This window comes from Vibrio sp. 1F169, from assembly GCF_041439605.1.
Lineage (GTDB): Bacteria > Pseudomonadota > Gammaproteobacteria > Enterobacterales > Vibrionaceae > Vibrio > Vibrio tasmaniensis_A.
The window spans coordinates 1-12,951 of record NZ_JBGOOI010000011.1; the positions used below are offsets into that span (position 1 = coordinate 1).

The window sequence follows — 12,951 nt, forward strand, 5'->3', positions numbered from 1 at the left end:
TCTTCAAGGGTTACCGTCCACAGTTCTACTTCCGTACAACTGACGTAACAGGCGATATCACTCTACCTGAAGGCGTAGAAATGGTAATGCCAGGTGACAACGTTCAAATGACTGTTGAGCTAATCGCTCCAATCGCAATGGACGAAGGTCTACGTTTCGCAATCCGCGAAGGTGGCCGTACTGTTGGTGCTGGTGTTGTAGCTAAAATCTTCGCTTAATAGCATTTAGATTTTTGCACACTCTTCATTAGAAGAACTGCATAAGAAAAGGGAAGCTTCGGCTTCCCTTTTATTTTTCCACGTTCCCACCACTTCTTTTTGCTTTCCCTTAGTATCATCCCCGTTCCTTGTCGTTCTGCTTTTGTCACACAACTTTTCTTCGAATGCTCTGCACAAATATATTCCGATTATTTTTCCAACACCACTTGCATACTAAAATGTGATCTGTATAATGCATCGCACTGGCTAACGCCGGTTTGTGAACCAATGAGCACTGAGGAGTAGGTCTTACCTAGTAATGTATACTCAGCTTATGTTCGCGGTTAATAAAAATAGTAAACCTTGTGTTTACTTCAAAAGTTAACTGACAATGCGTCCTAATCTTGGATGCTACGGTTTCACATAAATCAATCGGCATTCTCTCGTTCTTTCGAGCTTGAGTGGCGATATTGTTTGTGTAATTTTTAATAATTGGAGCTCTGTCTCATGCAGAACCAACGTATTCGTATCCGCCTTAAAGCGTTTGATTACAAGCTAATCGATGCTTCAACTGCGGAAATCGTTGAAACAGCAAAACGTACTGGCGCACAGGTTCGTGGTCCTATTCCACTTCCTACTCGTAAAGAGCGTTTCACTGTTCTTACCTCTCCACACGTCAACAAAGATGCACGTGATCAGTACGAAATTCGTACTCACAAGCGTTTGATCGACATCGTTGAGCCAACAGATAAAACTGTTGATGCTCTAATGCGTCTTGATCTTGCAGCTGGCGTTGATGTTCAAATCAGCCTAGGTTAAGGGAGATAAGAATAATGATTGGTCTAGTCGGACGTAAAGTGGGTATGACCCGCGTATTTACTGAAGAAGGCGTTTCTATCCCAGTAACTGTTGTTGAGGTTGAAGCGAACCGTATTTCTCAAGTTAAAACTCTTGAGACAGACGGCTACGCAGCAATCCAAGTAACTACTGGTGCTAAGAAAGCTAACCGTGTAACTAAACCTGAAGCTGGTCACTTCGCGAAAGCGGGTGTTGAAGCAGGTCGCGGTCTTTGGGAATTCCGTTTAGAAAACGGCGAAGAGTTTGAAGTTGGCGCTGAGCTAAACGTAGAACTTTTCAACGAAATTAAAAAAGTAGACGTTACTGGTACATCTAAAGGTAAAGGCTTCCAAGGCGCTATCAAGCGTTGGAACTTCTCTACTCAAGATATGACTCACGGTAACTCTTTGTCTCACCGCGCACCGGGTTCAATTGGCCAATGTCAAACTCCAGGCCGCGTGTTTAAAGGCAAGAAAATGGCAGGTCACATGGGTGCTGAGCGTGTAACGACTCAAAACCTAGAGATCGTACGTGTTGACGCTGAGCGCAATCTACTCCTTATTAAAGGTGCAGTACCAGGCTCAACAGGCGGTAACGTGATCGTAAAACCTGCTGTTAAAGCATAACGTCTAGGAGTAAGTAATGGAATTGATGGTTAAAGGTGCTGATGCACTAACTGTTTCCGAGACTACTTTCGGACGTGACTTTAACGAAGCTCTAGTACACCAAGTAGTTGTTGCGTATGCAGCAGGTGCTCGTCAAGGTACTCGTGCTCAAAAGACTCGTTCTGAAGTATCAGGCGGCGGTGCTAAGCCATGGCGCCAAAAAGGTACTGGCCGTGCACGTGCTGGTACAATTCGTAGCCCAATCTGGCGTACAGGTGGTGTTACTTTTGCTGCGAAACCACAAGATCACAGCCAAAAAGTTAACAAGAAAATGTACCGCGGTGCTATGAAAAGCATTCTTTCTGAGTTGATTCGTCAAGAGCGTCTAATCGTTGTTGATAACTTCTCTGTAGAAGCACCAAAAACAAAAGAACTTGTAGCTAAGCTTAAAGAGCTTGAGCTAAATGACGTTCTGATTGTGACTGGCGAAGTAGATGAAAATCTATTCTTAGCTGCTCGTAACCTATACAAAGTAGATGCACGTGATGTTGCTGGTGTTGATCCAGTATCACTAATCGCTTTCGACAAGGTTCTGATGACTGCTGATGCAGTTAAGCAAGTTGAGGAGATGCTAGCATGATCACTGAAGAGCGTATCTTAAAAGTTCTACGTGCTCCGCACATCTCTGAAAAAGCAACTATGGCAGCTGAGAAAGCGAACACTATCGTTTTCAAAGTAGCTAAAGATGCAACTAAGAAAGAGATCAAAGCAGCTGTAGAAAAGCTATTTGAAGTTGAAGTTAAGTCTGTAAATACTCTTGTATTAAAGGGTAAGACCAAACGTCAAGGTATGCGTGAAGGCCGTCGTTCAGACGTTAAGAAAGCCTACGTTACTTTGAAAGAAGGTCAAGATCTTGACTTCGTTGGCGGCGCGGAATAACAGGAGTAGTAAAAATGGCTATTGTTAAATGTAAGCCGACTTCCCCTGGTCGTCGTCACGTCGTTAAAGTTGTTAACGCTGACCTGCACAAGGGTAAGCCATACGCACCACTTCTAGAGAAAAACTCTAAGAACGGTGGTCGTAACAACAACGGTCGTATTACAGTACGTCACATCGGTGGTGGTCATAAACACCATTACCGTCTAGTTGACTTCAAACGTACTAAAGATGGCATCCCAGCGAAAGTTGAGCGTCTAGAATACGATCCAAACCGTAGTGCTAACATCGCTCTAGTTCTGTACGCAGACGGTGAGCGTCGTTACATCATTGCACCTAAAGGTGTTAACGCAGGCGACCAGATTCAATCTGGCGTAGATGCTGCAATCAAAGCAGGTAACACTCTGCCGATGCGCAACATCCCAGTAGGTTCTACTGTACACTGTGTTGAACTTAAGCCTGGTAAAGGTGCACAACTAGCTCGTTCGGCTGGTGCTTATGCTCAAATCATCGCTCGCGATGGTGCATACGTAACTATCCGTCTACGTTCTGGTGAAATGCGCAAAGTTCTTTCTGAAGGTCGTGCAACGATCGGTGAAGTTGGTAACTCTGAGCATATGCTACGTGAACTTGGTAAAGCTGGTGCTTCACGCTGGCGCGGCGTACGTCCAACCGTACGTGGTGTAGTAATGAACCCGGTGGATCACCCACATGGTGGTGGTGAAGGCCGCACATCTGGTGGTCGTCACCCAGTATCTCCTTGGGGCGTTCCTACTAAGGGCTTCAAGACTCGTAAGAATAAGCGCACTGACAAGTACATCGTACGTCGTCGCACTAAATAATTTATAAAGAGGAATCGCCATGCCACGTTCTCTCAAGAAAGGTCCTTTTATTGACCTACACTTGCTGAAGAAGGTAGAGAAAGCGGTGGAAAGCGGAGACAAAAAGCCTATTAAGACTTGGTCCCGTCGCTCAATGATCATCCCAACAATGATTGGTTTGACCATCGCTGTCCATAATGGTCGTCAGCACGTCCCAGTTTTCGTTACCGAAGAAATGATCGGTCACAAACTAGGCGAATTTGCACCAACTCGTACTTATCGCGGTCATGCTGCAGATAAGAAAGCTAAGAAGAAATAAGGAGTAGATGATGGAAGCTTTAGCTAAACATAACTTTGCTCGTATTTCTCCACAGAAAGCTCGCTTAGTTGCAGACCAAATTCGCGGTAAGTCGGTAGACCAGGCTCTAGAAATTCTAACTTTCAGCAACAAAAAAGCTGCTGTTTTAGTTAAGAAAGTTCTTGAGTCAGCTATCGCTAACGCGGAACATAACGAAGGTGCAGATATCGACGATCTAAATGTCGCTAAAATCTTCGTAGATGAGGGCCCTATCATGAAGCGTATTATGCCTCGTGCTAAAGGTCGTGCGGATCGTATCTTGAAGCGTTCAAGCCACATCACTATTGTTGTAGCAGATCGCTAAAGACTAGGAGAGTAAGCAATGGGTCAGAAAGTACATCCTAATGGTATTCGTCTTGGCATCGTCAAGCCTTGGAATGCTACATGGTTTGCTAATACCAACGAATTCGCTGACAACCTAGACGGCGACTTCAAGGTACGTCAGTTCCTTACCAAGGAACTACAAAAAGCATCATTATCTCGTATCGTTATCGAGCGTCCAGCTAAGAGCATCCGTGTGACTATTCACACAGCTCGTCCTGGCGTTGTTATCGGTAAGAAAGGTGAAGACGTAGAGAAGCTACGCGCAGCTGTAGCTAAAATCGCAGGTGTACCAGCGCAAATTAACATCGCTGAAGTACGTAAGCCTGAGCTAGATGGTCAGCTTGTAGCTGATAGCATCGCGTCTCAACTAGAGCGTCGTGTTATGTTCCGTCGTGCAATGAAGCGTGCGGTACAAAATGCTATGCGTCTAGGCGCTAAAGGCATCAAAGTACAAGTAGGCGGCCGTCTTGGCGGTGCTGAAATCGCACGTTCAGAGTGGTACCGTGAAGGCCGTGTGCCTCTACACACTCTACGTGCAGACATTGATTACGCAACTTCTTCGGCTCACACTCAATACGGTGTGATCGGCATTAAAGTTTGGATCTTCAAAGGTGAGATTCTAGGCGGTATGCCAGCTGCTAACGCAGTAGAGCCAAAAGGCGATAAGCCTAAGAAGCAGCGTAAAGGCCGTAAGTAAGGAGTCGAACGATGCTACAACCAAAACGTACTAAGTTCCGCAAGGTTATGACTGGTCGTAACCGTGGTCTAGCTAAAGGTACTGAAGTAAGCTTCGGCGAATTCGGTCTTAAAGCTGTTGGCCGTGGTCGCCTGACTGCACGTCAAATCGAAGCGGCACGTCGTGCTATGACACGTCACATTAAGCGTCAAGGTCAAATCTGGATCCGTGTGTTCCCAGACAAACCTATTACTGAAAAGCCTCTTGAAGTTCGTCAAGGTAAAGGTAAAGGTTCAGTTGCGTACTGGGTTGCTCAAATCCAACCAGGCAAAGTTATGTACGAGATGAATGGCGTACCTGAAGAGTTGGCACGTGAAGCGTTCCGCCTAGCGGCACGTAAACTGCCTGTTAAAACTACTTTTGTAACTAAGCAGGTGATGTGATGAAAGCACAAGATCTACGCGAAAAGAACGTTGAAGAGCTTAACGCTGAGCTATTGAATTTGCTACGTGAACAGTTCAACTTGCGCATGCAAGCTGCAACTGGTCAACTACAGCAAACTCATACTCTAAAAGCTGTACGCCGTGACATCGCACGTGTGAAAACTGTTTTGACTGAAAAGGCAGGCGCATAATGAGCGAAACTAACCGCATCCAGCAAGGCCGTGTAGTAAGTGACAAGATGGACAAGTCTATCGTTGTTGCTATTGAGCGTACTGTAAAACACCCAATTTACGGTAAGTTCATCAAACGCACGACTAAAGTACACGCACACGACGAAGACAACACTTGTGGCCTAGGCGACAAAGTTGAAATCGCTGAGTGTCGTCCTCTGTCTAAGACTAAGTCTTGGACATTGGTTAAAGTTCTAGAAAAAGCGAAGATTTAATCTTTGTAATTCTATAACTTATAAGCGGCTCCAAATAATTTTTTGGAGCCGCTTGTTTTTTGTCTACCCAATTTAAAAAAAGGGTGGTACAATTCGCGTCCCTTTTAAAGAGGCAGCCCGACCCGAGAGGGTCTAGTTTTAATATTTAGCGGAGCACTAACAATGATCCAGATGCAAAGTACACTTGACGCAGCAGATAACTCTGGCGCGCGCAAGGTAATGTGTATTAAGGTTCTGGGTGGCTCTCACCGCCGTTATGCACATATCGGTGACGTCATCAAGGTTACAGTGAAGGAAGCGATTCCTCGCGGTAAAGTAAAGAAAGGTGATGTTCTGAAGGCGGTAGTAGTGCGCACCCGTAAAGGCGTTCGTCGCCCAGACGGTTCTGTCATTCGCTTCGACAGTAATGCTTGTGTATTGTTAAATGACACTACTGAGCAACCAGTCGGCACACGTATCTTTGGTCCTGTGACTCGTGAACTTCGTAACGCGAAATTCATGAAGATTGTATCACTTGCACCTGAAGTTCTGTAAGGAGCGGCAACATGGCAGCTAAAATCCGTCGTAATGACGAAGTAATCATTCTTGCTGGTAAAGATAAAGGCAAGAAAGGTAAAGTAACTAAGGTTCTGACAACTGGTAAAGTTGTTGTTGAAGGCATCAATCTTGTTAAAAAACACCAAAAGCCGGTTCCGGCTCTAGGTCAACAAGGTGGCATCGTTGAACAAGAAGCAGCTATTGATGCTTCTAACGTTGCAGTCTTTAACGCGGCTACTGGTAAAGCAGACCGTATCGGTTTCCGTATCGAAGATGGCAAGAAAGTTCGTTTCTTCAAATCTAACGGCGAAACTGTTTCTAACTAATTAGAAGTAATTTGGAGTTCTACTATGGCGAAACTGCATGATTACTACAAGTCGTCTGTAGTCGCTGAGCTTACCAAAGAGTTCAGCTACACAAGCGTCATGCAAGTCCCTAGGATTGAGAAAATCACCCTAAACATGGGCGTTGGTGAAGCAATCAACGATAAGAAACTGCTAGAAAACGCAGCGTCTGATATGGCAACGATCTCTGGTCAAAAGCCTCTTATCACGAAAGCGCGTAAATCTGTAGCTGGTTTCAAAATTCGTGAAGGCTACCCAATTGGTTGTAAAGTAACCTTGCGTGGTGAGCGCATGTGGGAATTTTTAGAGCGTTTAATCTCTATCGCACTTCCACGTGTACGTGATTTCCGTGGTGTTAGCGCTAAGTCTTTTGACGGACGCGGTAACTACAGCATGGGCGTTCGCGAGCAAATCATCTTTCCGGAAATCGACTACGATAAAGTCGATCGTGTCCGCGGTCTTGATATTACTATCACGACATCTGCGGGATCCGATGAGGAAGGCCGAGCTCTGCTGGCTGCCTTTAACTTCCCATTCCGTAAGTAAGGGTAGGGTTACTGTTATGGCTAAACAATCAATGAAAGCACGTGAAGCTAAACGTGCAAAACTAGTAGTTAAGTTCGCTGAAAAGCGTTCTGCGCTAAAAGTTATCATTAGCGATGTAAACGCATCTGAAGAAGATCGTTGGAATGCGGTTCTTAAACTGCAATCTCTTCCACGTGATTCAAGTGCATCACGTCAGCGCAACCGTTGCAACCAAACTGGTCGTCCACACGGTTACCTACGTAAATTCGGTCTAAGCCGTATTAAGGTTCGCGAAGCTTGCATGAAAGGCGAGATTCCGGGTCTTCGTAAGGCTAGCTGGTAATTGCCACTTAATCATTTGGAGTAAATCTTATGAGCATGCAAGATCCGATTTCGGATATGCTGACCCGCGTTCGTAACGGTCAGGCAGCAAATAAAGTTGCTGTAAAAATGCCTTCTTCAAAGCTTAAAGTTGCAATTGCTGCATTACTTAAAGCTGAAGGTTACATCGTAGACTTCGCTGTTGACAGCGAAGCAAAACCTGAGCTAGAAGTTACTCTTAAGTACTTCCAAGCTAAACCTGTAATCGAGCAAATCAAGCGCGTATCACGTCCTGGTCTAAGAGTTTATAAAAATAAAGACTCTTTACCTACAGTGATGGGTGGTCTTGGTATTGCAGTTGTTTCTACTTCCAAGGGTCTGATGTCTGACCGTGCTGCTCGTAAAGCAGGTCTTGGCGGTGAAATCATCTGTTACGTAGCTTAAGGAGTAGATTATGTCTCGTGTTGCTAAAGCACCTGTCGCTATTCCAGCTGGCGTAGAGGTGAAACTAAACGGCCAAGAAGTTACTGTAAAAGGTAGCAAAGGTGAGCTTACTCGCGTTCTTAACAGCGCCGTAGTTATTGCACAGGAAGAAAACAACCTAACTTTCGGTCCGAAAGAAGGTGTTACTAACGCATGGGCACAAGCTGGTACAGCTCGCGCTCTAGTTAATAACATGGTTGTGGGTGTTACTGAGGGCTTCACTAAGAAGCTAACTCTTAAGGGTGTTGGTTACCGTGCTGCTATGAAAGGCAACGCTGTAGGTCTAACTCTTGGTTTTTCTCACCCAGTAGAGCACGCTCTACCTGAAGGTATTAAAGCTGAGTGCCCTAGCCAAACTGAGATCGTTATTACTGGTTGCGATAAGCAAGTAGTAGGTCAAGTTGCGGCTGACATTCGTTCTTACCGTGCTCCTGAGCCTTACAAAGGCAAAGGTGTTCGTTACGCAGATGAAAATGTGCGTACTAAAGAAGCTAAGAAGAAGTAAGGTATCACTATGGATAAGAAAGCATCTCGCATCCGTCGTGCTACACGTGCACGTCGTAAGATTGCAGAACTTGGTGCAACTCGCCTGGTAGTACATCGTACTCCTCGCCATGTTTACGCTCAAGTTATCTCGGCAAACGGCTCTGAGGTTATCGCAGCTGCTTCTACTGTAGAAAAAGCGATCCGTGAGCAAGTTAAGAACACTGGTAACGTCGATGCAGCTAAAGCAGTTGGTAAAGCTGTTGCTGAGCGCGCTCTTGAAAAAGGCGTAGCTTCAGTTGCATTTGACCGTTCTGGTTTCCAATACCACGGTCGAGTAGCGGCGCTAGCAGAATCTGCTCGCGAAGCTGGTCTGAAATTCTAAGGTAGGGTTGGAAGATGGCTAAAGAACAACAACAAGCTAATGATTTGCAAGAAAAGCTGATCGCTGTTAACCGTGTATCTAAGACGGTTAAAGGTGGTCGAATCATGAGCTTCACTGCACTAACAGTAGTTGGTGACGGTAATGGTCGCGTAGGTTTCGGTTACGGCAAAGCTCGTGAAGTACCTGCAGCGATTCAAAAAGCAATGGAAAAAGCGCGTCGTAACATGGTTACTGTTGCGCTTAACGAAGGCACTCTTCACCACCCGGTGAAAGGTCGTCATTCGGGCTCTAAAGTTTACATGCAGCCAGCTGCTGAAGGTACAGGTGTTATTGCCGGTGGTGCAATGCGTGCCGTACTTGAAGTTGCAGGCGTACATAACGTTCTTTCTAAAGCATACGGTTCAACGAACCCAATCAACGTTGTTCGCGCAACGATTGGTGCTCTAGTAGACGTTAAGTCACCAGAAATGGTTGCTGCTAAACGTGGTCTAACTGTTGAATCTATTTCGGAGTAAGCACACGATGGCAACTATTAAAGTAACTCAAACTAAAAGCTCAATTGGTCGCCTACCTAAGCACAAAGCGTGTCTTAAAGGTCTAGGTCTTCGTCGCATCAACCATACAGTAGAACTTGAAGATACTCCGTGCGTACGCGGTATGATCAACAAGGTTTACTACATGGTTAAGATTGAGGAGTAATCAGAATGCGTTTGAATACTCTATCACCGGCTGCTGGCTCTAAACCTTCTAAGAAGCGTGTAGGTCGTGGTATCGGTTCTGGCCTTGGTAAAACAGGTGGCCGCGGTCACAAAGGTCAAAAGTCACGTTCTGGCGGCTCTGTTCGTCCAGGTTTTGAAGGCGGTCAAATGCCTCTAAAACAACGTCTACCTAAATTCGGTTTCACTTCTCGTAAGAGCCTAGTGTCTGCTGAAGTTCGTCTAGCTGAGCTAGCGAAAGTAACAGGTGACGTAGTTGATCTTAACAGCCTTAAAGCTGCTAACGTTATCACTAAGAACATCGAGTTTGTTAAGATCGTTCTTTCTGGTGACCTAAGCAAAGCTGTGACTGTTAAAGGTCTACGCGTGACTAAAGGCGCTAAAGCTGCAATCGAAGCTGCAGGCGGTAAAATCGAGGAATAATCTCGAGGAACGAGGTACAGATGGCTAAGAAACCAGGAAAAGATTTTCGTAGTGCTCAGAGCGGCTTAAGTGAACTAAAGTCGCGCTTATTATTCGTAATTGGTGCACTTTTAGTATTCCGAGCCGGCTCTTTTGTGCCGATCCCTGGTATTGACGCAGCTGTACTTGCCGATTTGTTCGATCAGCAAAAAGGTACCATCGTAGAAATGTTTAACATGTTCTCCGGTGGTGCTCTTGAGCGTGCATCTATATTAGCATTGGGTATCATGCCGTACATTTCGGCATCGATCGTAGTCCAATTGCTAACTGTAGTTCATCCAGCGTTAGCGGAACTCAAAAAAGAGGGTGAAGCAGGCCGTCGTAAGATAAGCCAATATACACGCTACGGCACGCTTGTACTTGCAACATTCCAAGCTATTGGTATCGCAACAGGCTTACCAAACATGGTCGACAATCTGGTTGTTATCAACCAAACCATGTTTACGCTTATTGCTACCGTGAGTTTAGTAACTGGTACCATGTTTTTGATGTGGTTAGGTGAACAAATCACTGAGCGAGGAATCGGTAATGGTATTTCCATTCTGATTTTTGCAGGTATTGTTGCTGGATTGCCTTCTGCAATCGGTCAAACAATCGAGCAAGCGCGTCAAGGTGAATTGCATGTGCTTCTTCTGTTGTTTATCGCGGTATTGTCTTTTGCTGTAATTTACTTCGTAGTTTTCATGGAACGTGGTCAACGTCGTATCGTCGTTAACTATGCGAAGCGTCAACAAGGTCGTAAAGTTTTTGCAGCTCAAAGCTCTCACTTGCCTCTTAAGATTAATATGGCAGGTGTTATTCCAGCGATTTTTGCATCAAGTATTATTTTGTTCCCAGGAACATTAGCACAATGGTTTGGTCAAAATGGTGAAAGCAGCGCGTTCGGTTGGTTAACTGACGTGTCATTAGCTCTTAGCCCAGGTCAACCTTTGTATGTAATGCTTTATGCAGCAGCTATAATCTTCTTCTGTTTCTTCTATACAGCGTTGGTGTTTAACCCGCGTGAAACAGCTGATAATTTGAAGAAGTCTGGTGCATTCGTACCCGGTATCCGCCCAGGTGAGCAGACAGCGAAATATATCGATAAAGTGATGACTAGGCTAACCCTTGCGGGCGCTCTATACATTACTTTTATATGTCTGATTCCTGAATTCATGATGGTCGCGTGGAACGTTCGTTTCTACTTCGGCGGCACATCACTACTAATCGTAGTGGTAGTTATCATGGATTTCATGGCACAGGTACAGACTCATCTGATGTCACAACAGTATGATTCTGTGTTAAAGAAAGCGAATCTGAAAGGTTACGGCCGTTAATTCGGTAGTAATTATTTCGATTCCATTTACGGAGTTTAGCAATGAAAGTTCGTGCTTCCGTTAAAAAAATCTGCCGTAACTGTAAAGTTATCAAGCGTAACGGTGTCGTTCGCGTGATTTGCAGTGAGCCAAAGCATAAGCAACGCCAAGGCTAAGCAGCAGAAATTTTTACTTGAAATACTAGGTAGAGTCGAGTATATTCCTCGGCCTACCTTTTGCGTGCAAAAGAAGTAGTATGCCGCAGCGTATCCATAACGGGCTTTGCTGCGGATAATTCTTTTATGAACCCCCTTAGGAGTGAATAATGGCCCGTATAGCCGGCATTAACATTCCTGATCATAAGCATTCTGTAATTGCACTTACTGCAATCTACGGTATTGGCAAAACTCGCTCTCAAGCTATTCTAGCTGAAGTGGGTATTGCTGAAGATGCTAAGATCAGTGAACTAACTGAAGAGCAGATCGATCAACTGCGTGATGGTGTAGCTAAATACACTGTAGAAGGTGATCTACGTCGTGAAGTATCGATGAACATCAAGCGTCTTATGGACCTTGGCTGTTACCGCGGTCTTCGTCATCGTCGCAGTCTACCACTACGTGGACAGCGTACTAAAACCAACGCTCGCACCCGTAAGGGTCCGCGCAAGCCGATCAAGAAATAGTCGGATAAGGTAGAGTACAATGGCAAAACAACCAACTCGCGCGCGTAAGCGCGTACGCAAGCAAGTAGCTGATGGCGTAGCGCACATTCATGCTTCTTTCAACAACACAATCGTAACTATCACTGACCGTCAAGGCAACGCTCTTGCATGGGCTACAGCAGGTGGTTCAGGTTTCCGTGGTTCTCGTAAATCTACTCCGTTCGCAGCACAAGTTGCAGCTGAGCGTTGTGGTGAAATGGCTAAAGAATATGGCCTAAAGAACTTGGAAGTTATGGTTAAGGGTCCAGGTCCAGGTCGCGAATCTACTGTTCGTGCACTGAACGCTGCTGGTTTCCGTATCACTAACATTGTTGATGCGACACCAATCCCTCATAACGGTTGTCGTCCACCTAAGAAACGTCGCGTTTAAGTTTCGTTTCTAGGAATATTGGAGAAAGATCATGGCAAGATATTTGGGTCCTAAGCTGAAGCTTAGCCGTCGCGAAGGTACTGACTTATTCCTTAAGTCTGGTGTCCGTGCGATCGATACCAAGTGTAAAATTGATAACGCACCAGGTGTACACGGCGCTCGTCGCGGTCGTCTATCTGAGTATGGCGTTCAGCTTCGTGAGAAGCAAAAAGTTCGTCGTATTTACGGCGTTCTAGAAAAACAATTCCGCAACTACTACAAAGAAGCTGCACGTCTTAAAGGCAACACAGGTGCAAACCTGCTTCAGCTTCTTGAAGGTCGTCTTGATAACGTAGTTTACCGTATGGGCTTTGGCGCTACTCGTGCTGAATCTCGTCAACTAGTTAGCCACAAGTCTATTCTAGTTAACGGTAAAGTTGTAAACGTTCCTTCTTTCAAAGTAGCGGCAAACGACGTTGTTTCTATCCGCGAGAAAGCTAAACAGCAATCTCGTATTAAAGCGGCTCTAGAAGTTGCTGAACAACGTGAAAAGCCAACTTGGATTGAAGTAGATGCTGGCAAAATGGAAGGTACATTCAAGCGTATGCCTGAGCGTTCTGACCTATCAGCTGACATCAATGAACACTTGATCGTCGAACTTTACTCTAAGTAAGGTTAAAAAAAGAGA

General features: G+C 45.2%; 26 protein-coding genes and 1 pseudogene. All 27 read left to right on the plus strand.

All coding sequences use genetic code 11. The features are described from left to right. Positions 1–218: pseudogene (tuf, locus tag ACED53_RS06725) on the plus strand (elongation factor Tu); the annotation flags it as partial. A 486-nt stretch (positions 219–704) separates the two neighbouring features. Beyond that, a complete protein-coding gene (gene rpsJ / locus ACED53_RS06730) occupies positions 705–1,016 on the plus strand; it encodes a 30S ribosomal protein S10 (protein WP_004736761.1) in 312 nt (103 codons plus the stop codon). Between the two features lie 14 nt (positions 1,017–1,030). Beyond that, on the plus strand, positions 1,031–1,660 hold the full coding sequence (gene rplC / locus ACED53_RS06735) for a 50S ribosomal protein L3 (protein ID WP_004736763.1): 630 nt from the start codon (positions 1,031–1,033) through the stop codon (positions 1,658–1,660). A 16-nt stretch (positions 1,661–1,676) separates the two neighbouring features. After that, a complete protein-coding gene (gene rplD / locus ACED53_RS06740) occupies positions 1,677–2,279 on the plus strand; it encodes a 50S ribosomal protein L4 (RefSeq protein ID WP_004736764.1) in 603 nt (200 codons plus the stop codon). After that, positions 2,276–2,578: a 50S ribosomal protein L23 gene (gene rplW, locus ACED53_RS06745; protein ID WP_004736765.1), complete on the plus strand. Its 303-nt coding sequence runs from the start codon at positions 2,276–2,278 to the stop codon at positions 2,576–2,578. Before rplD ends, rplW begins: the two co-directional genes overlap by 4 nt. Before the next feature lie 14 nt (positions 2,579–2,592). Beyond that, positions 2,593–3,417 carry a 50S ribosomal protein L2 gene (rplB, locus tag ACED53_RS06750; RefSeq protein ID WP_012604912.1) on the plus strand — a complete coding sequence of 275 codons (825 nt, stop codon included), beginning with the start codon at positions 2,593–2,595 and terminating at the stop codon, positions 3,415–3,417. 19 nt (positions 3,418–3,436) lie between these two features. Then, a complete protein-coding gene (rpsS, locus tag ACED53_RS06755) occupies positions 3,437–3,715 on the plus strand; it encodes a 30S ribosomal protein S19 (RefSeq protein ID WP_004736729.1) in 279 nt (92 codons plus the stop codon). A gap of 10 nt (positions 3,716–3,725) precedes the next feature. Continuing rightward, positions 3,726–4,058 carry a 50S ribosomal protein L22 gene (rplV, locus tag ACED53_RS06760; protein WP_004736732.1) on the plus strand — a complete coding sequence of 111 codons (333 nt, stop codon included), beginning with the start codon at positions 3,726–3,728 and terminating at the stop codon, positions 4,056–4,058. 18 nt (positions 4,059–4,076) lie between these two features. After that, positions 4,077–4,775 carry a 30S ribosomal protein S3 gene (gene rpsC / locus ACED53_RS06765; protein WP_004736734.1) on the plus strand — a complete coding sequence of 233 codons (699 nt, stop codon included), beginning with the start codon at positions 4,077–4,079 and terminating at the stop codon, positions 4,773–4,775. An 11-nt stretch (positions 4,776–4,786) separates the two neighbouring features. Further along, entirely contained in the window at positions 4,787–5,197 is a 411-nt protein-coding gene (rplP, locus tag ACED53_RS06770) for a 50S ribosomal protein L16 (protein ID WP_004736736.1), read from the plus strand. Continuing rightward, complete coding sequence (gene rpmC / locus ACED53_RS06775) at positions 5,197–5,388, plus strand: 50S ribosomal protein L29 (protein WP_004736737.1); 192 nt, start codon at positions 5,197–5,199, stop codon at positions 5,386–5,388. Before rplP ends, rpmC begins: the two co-directional genes overlap by 1 nt. Continuing rightward, positions 5,388–5,642: a 30S ribosomal protein S17 gene (gene rpsQ / locus ACED53_RS06780; RefSeq protein ID WP_004736739.1), complete on the plus strand. Its 255-nt coding sequence runs from the start codon at positions 5,388–5,390 to the stop codon at positions 5,640–5,642. The genes rpmC and rpsQ overlap by 1 nt, the downstream gene beginning before the upstream one ends. Positions 5,643–5,804: 162 nt before the next feature. Next, positions 5,805–6,176 (plus strand): 50S ribosomal protein L14, encoded by a 372-nt coding sequence (gene rplN / locus ACED53_RS06785; protein ID WP_004736740.1) that lies wholly within the window; start codon positions 5,805–5,807, stop codon positions 6,174–6,176. 11 nt (positions 6,177–6,187) lie between these two features. Next, positions 6,188–6,505: a 50S ribosomal protein L24 gene (gene rplX / locus ACED53_RS06790; RefSeq protein ID WP_004736742.1), complete on the plus strand. Its 318-nt coding sequence runs from the start codon at positions 6,188–6,190 to the stop codon at positions 6,503–6,505. Between the two features lie 24 nt (positions 6,506–6,529). Then, complete coding sequence (gene rplE, locus ACED53_RS06795) at positions 6,530–7,069, plus strand: 50S ribosomal protein L5 (RefSeq protein ID WP_004736744.1); 540 nt, start codon at positions 6,530–6,532, stop codon at positions 7,067–7,069. Positions 7,070–7,085: 16 nt separating this feature from the next. Continuing rightward, a complete protein-coding gene (gene rpsN / locus ACED53_RS06800; RefSeq protein WP_004736747.1) occupies positions 7,086–7,391 on the plus strand; it encodes a 30S ribosomal protein S14 in 306 nt (101 codons plus the stop codon). Between the two features lie 29 nt (positions 7,392–7,420). Continuing rightward, complete coding sequence (gene rpsH / locus ACED53_RS06805; protein WP_009847785.1) at positions 7,421–7,813, plus strand: 30S ribosomal protein S8; 393 nt, start codon at positions 7,421–7,423, stop codon at positions 7,811–7,813. 10 nt (positions 7,814–7,823) lie between these two features. After that, positions 7,824–8,357 carry a 50S ribosomal protein L6 gene (gene rplF, locus ACED53_RS06810; protein WP_009847784.1) on the plus strand — a complete coding sequence of 178 codons (534 nt, stop codon included), beginning with the start codon at positions 7,824–7,826 and terminating at the stop codon, positions 8,355–8,357. A 9-nt stretch (positions 8,358–8,366) separates the two neighbouring features. Continuing rightward, positions 8,367–8,720, plus strand: a complete 354-nt coding sequence (gene rplR / locus ACED53_RS06815; protein ID WP_009847783.1) for a 50S ribosomal protein L18 — start codon at positions 8,367–8,369, stop codon at positions 8,718–8,720. Positions 8,721–8,734: 14 nt separating this feature from the next. Then, complete coding sequence (rpsE, locus tag ACED53_RS06820; RefSeq protein ID WP_004736754.1) at positions 8,735–9,235, plus strand: 30S ribosomal protein S5; 501 nt, start codon at positions 8,735–8,737, stop codon at positions 9,233–9,235. A gap of 7 nt (positions 9,236–9,242) precedes the next feature. Then, entirely contained in the window at positions 9,243–9,419 is a 177-nt protein-coding gene (rpmD, locus tag ACED53_RS06825) for a 50S ribosomal protein L30 (RefSeq protein WP_004736756.1), read from the plus strand. 5 nt (positions 9,420–9,424) lie between these two features. Further along, positions 9,425–9,859 carry a 50S ribosomal protein L15 gene (rplO, locus tag ACED53_RS06830; RefSeq protein WP_004736758.1) on the plus strand — a complete coding sequence of 145 codons (435 nt, stop codon included), beginning with the start codon at positions 9,425–9,427 and terminating at the stop codon, positions 9,857–9,859. 20 nt (positions 9,860–9,879) lie between these two features. Next, on the plus strand, positions 9,880–11,214 hold the full coding sequence (gene secY / locus ACED53_RS06835; protein ID WP_004736759.1) for a preprotein translocase subunit SecY: 1,335 nt from the start codon (positions 9,880–9,882) through the stop codon (positions 11,212–11,214). A 41-nt stretch (positions 11,215–11,255) separates the two neighbouring features. Further along, positions 11,256–11,369, plus strand: coding sequence for a 50S ribosomal protein L36 (gene rpmJ / locus ACED53_RS06840; protein ID WP_000868186.1), 114 nt, complete (start codon positions 11,256–11,258; stop codon positions 11,367–11,369). A 149-nt stretch (positions 11,370–11,518) separates the two neighbouring features. After that, on the plus strand, positions 11,519–11,875 hold the full coding sequence (gene rpsM / locus ACED53_RS06845) for a 30S ribosomal protein S13 (RefSeq protein ID WP_004738779.1): 357 nt from the start codon (positions 11,519–11,521) through the stop codon (positions 11,873–11,875). A gap of 19 nt (positions 11,876–11,894) precedes the next feature. Next, entirely contained in the window at positions 11,895–12,284 is a 390-nt protein-coding gene (rpsK, locus tag ACED53_RS06850; protein ID WP_004738778.1) for a 30S ribosomal protein S11, read from the plus strand. A gap of 31 nt (positions 12,285–12,315) precedes the next feature. Continuing rightward, on the plus strand, positions 12,316–12,936 hold the full coding sequence (gene rpsD / locus ACED53_RS06855; protein ID WP_004738777.1) for a 30S ribosomal protein S4: 621 nt from the start codon (positions 12,316–12,318) through the stop codon (positions 12,934–12,936). The last annotated feature ends 15 nt before the right edge of the window (positions 12,937–12,951 follow it).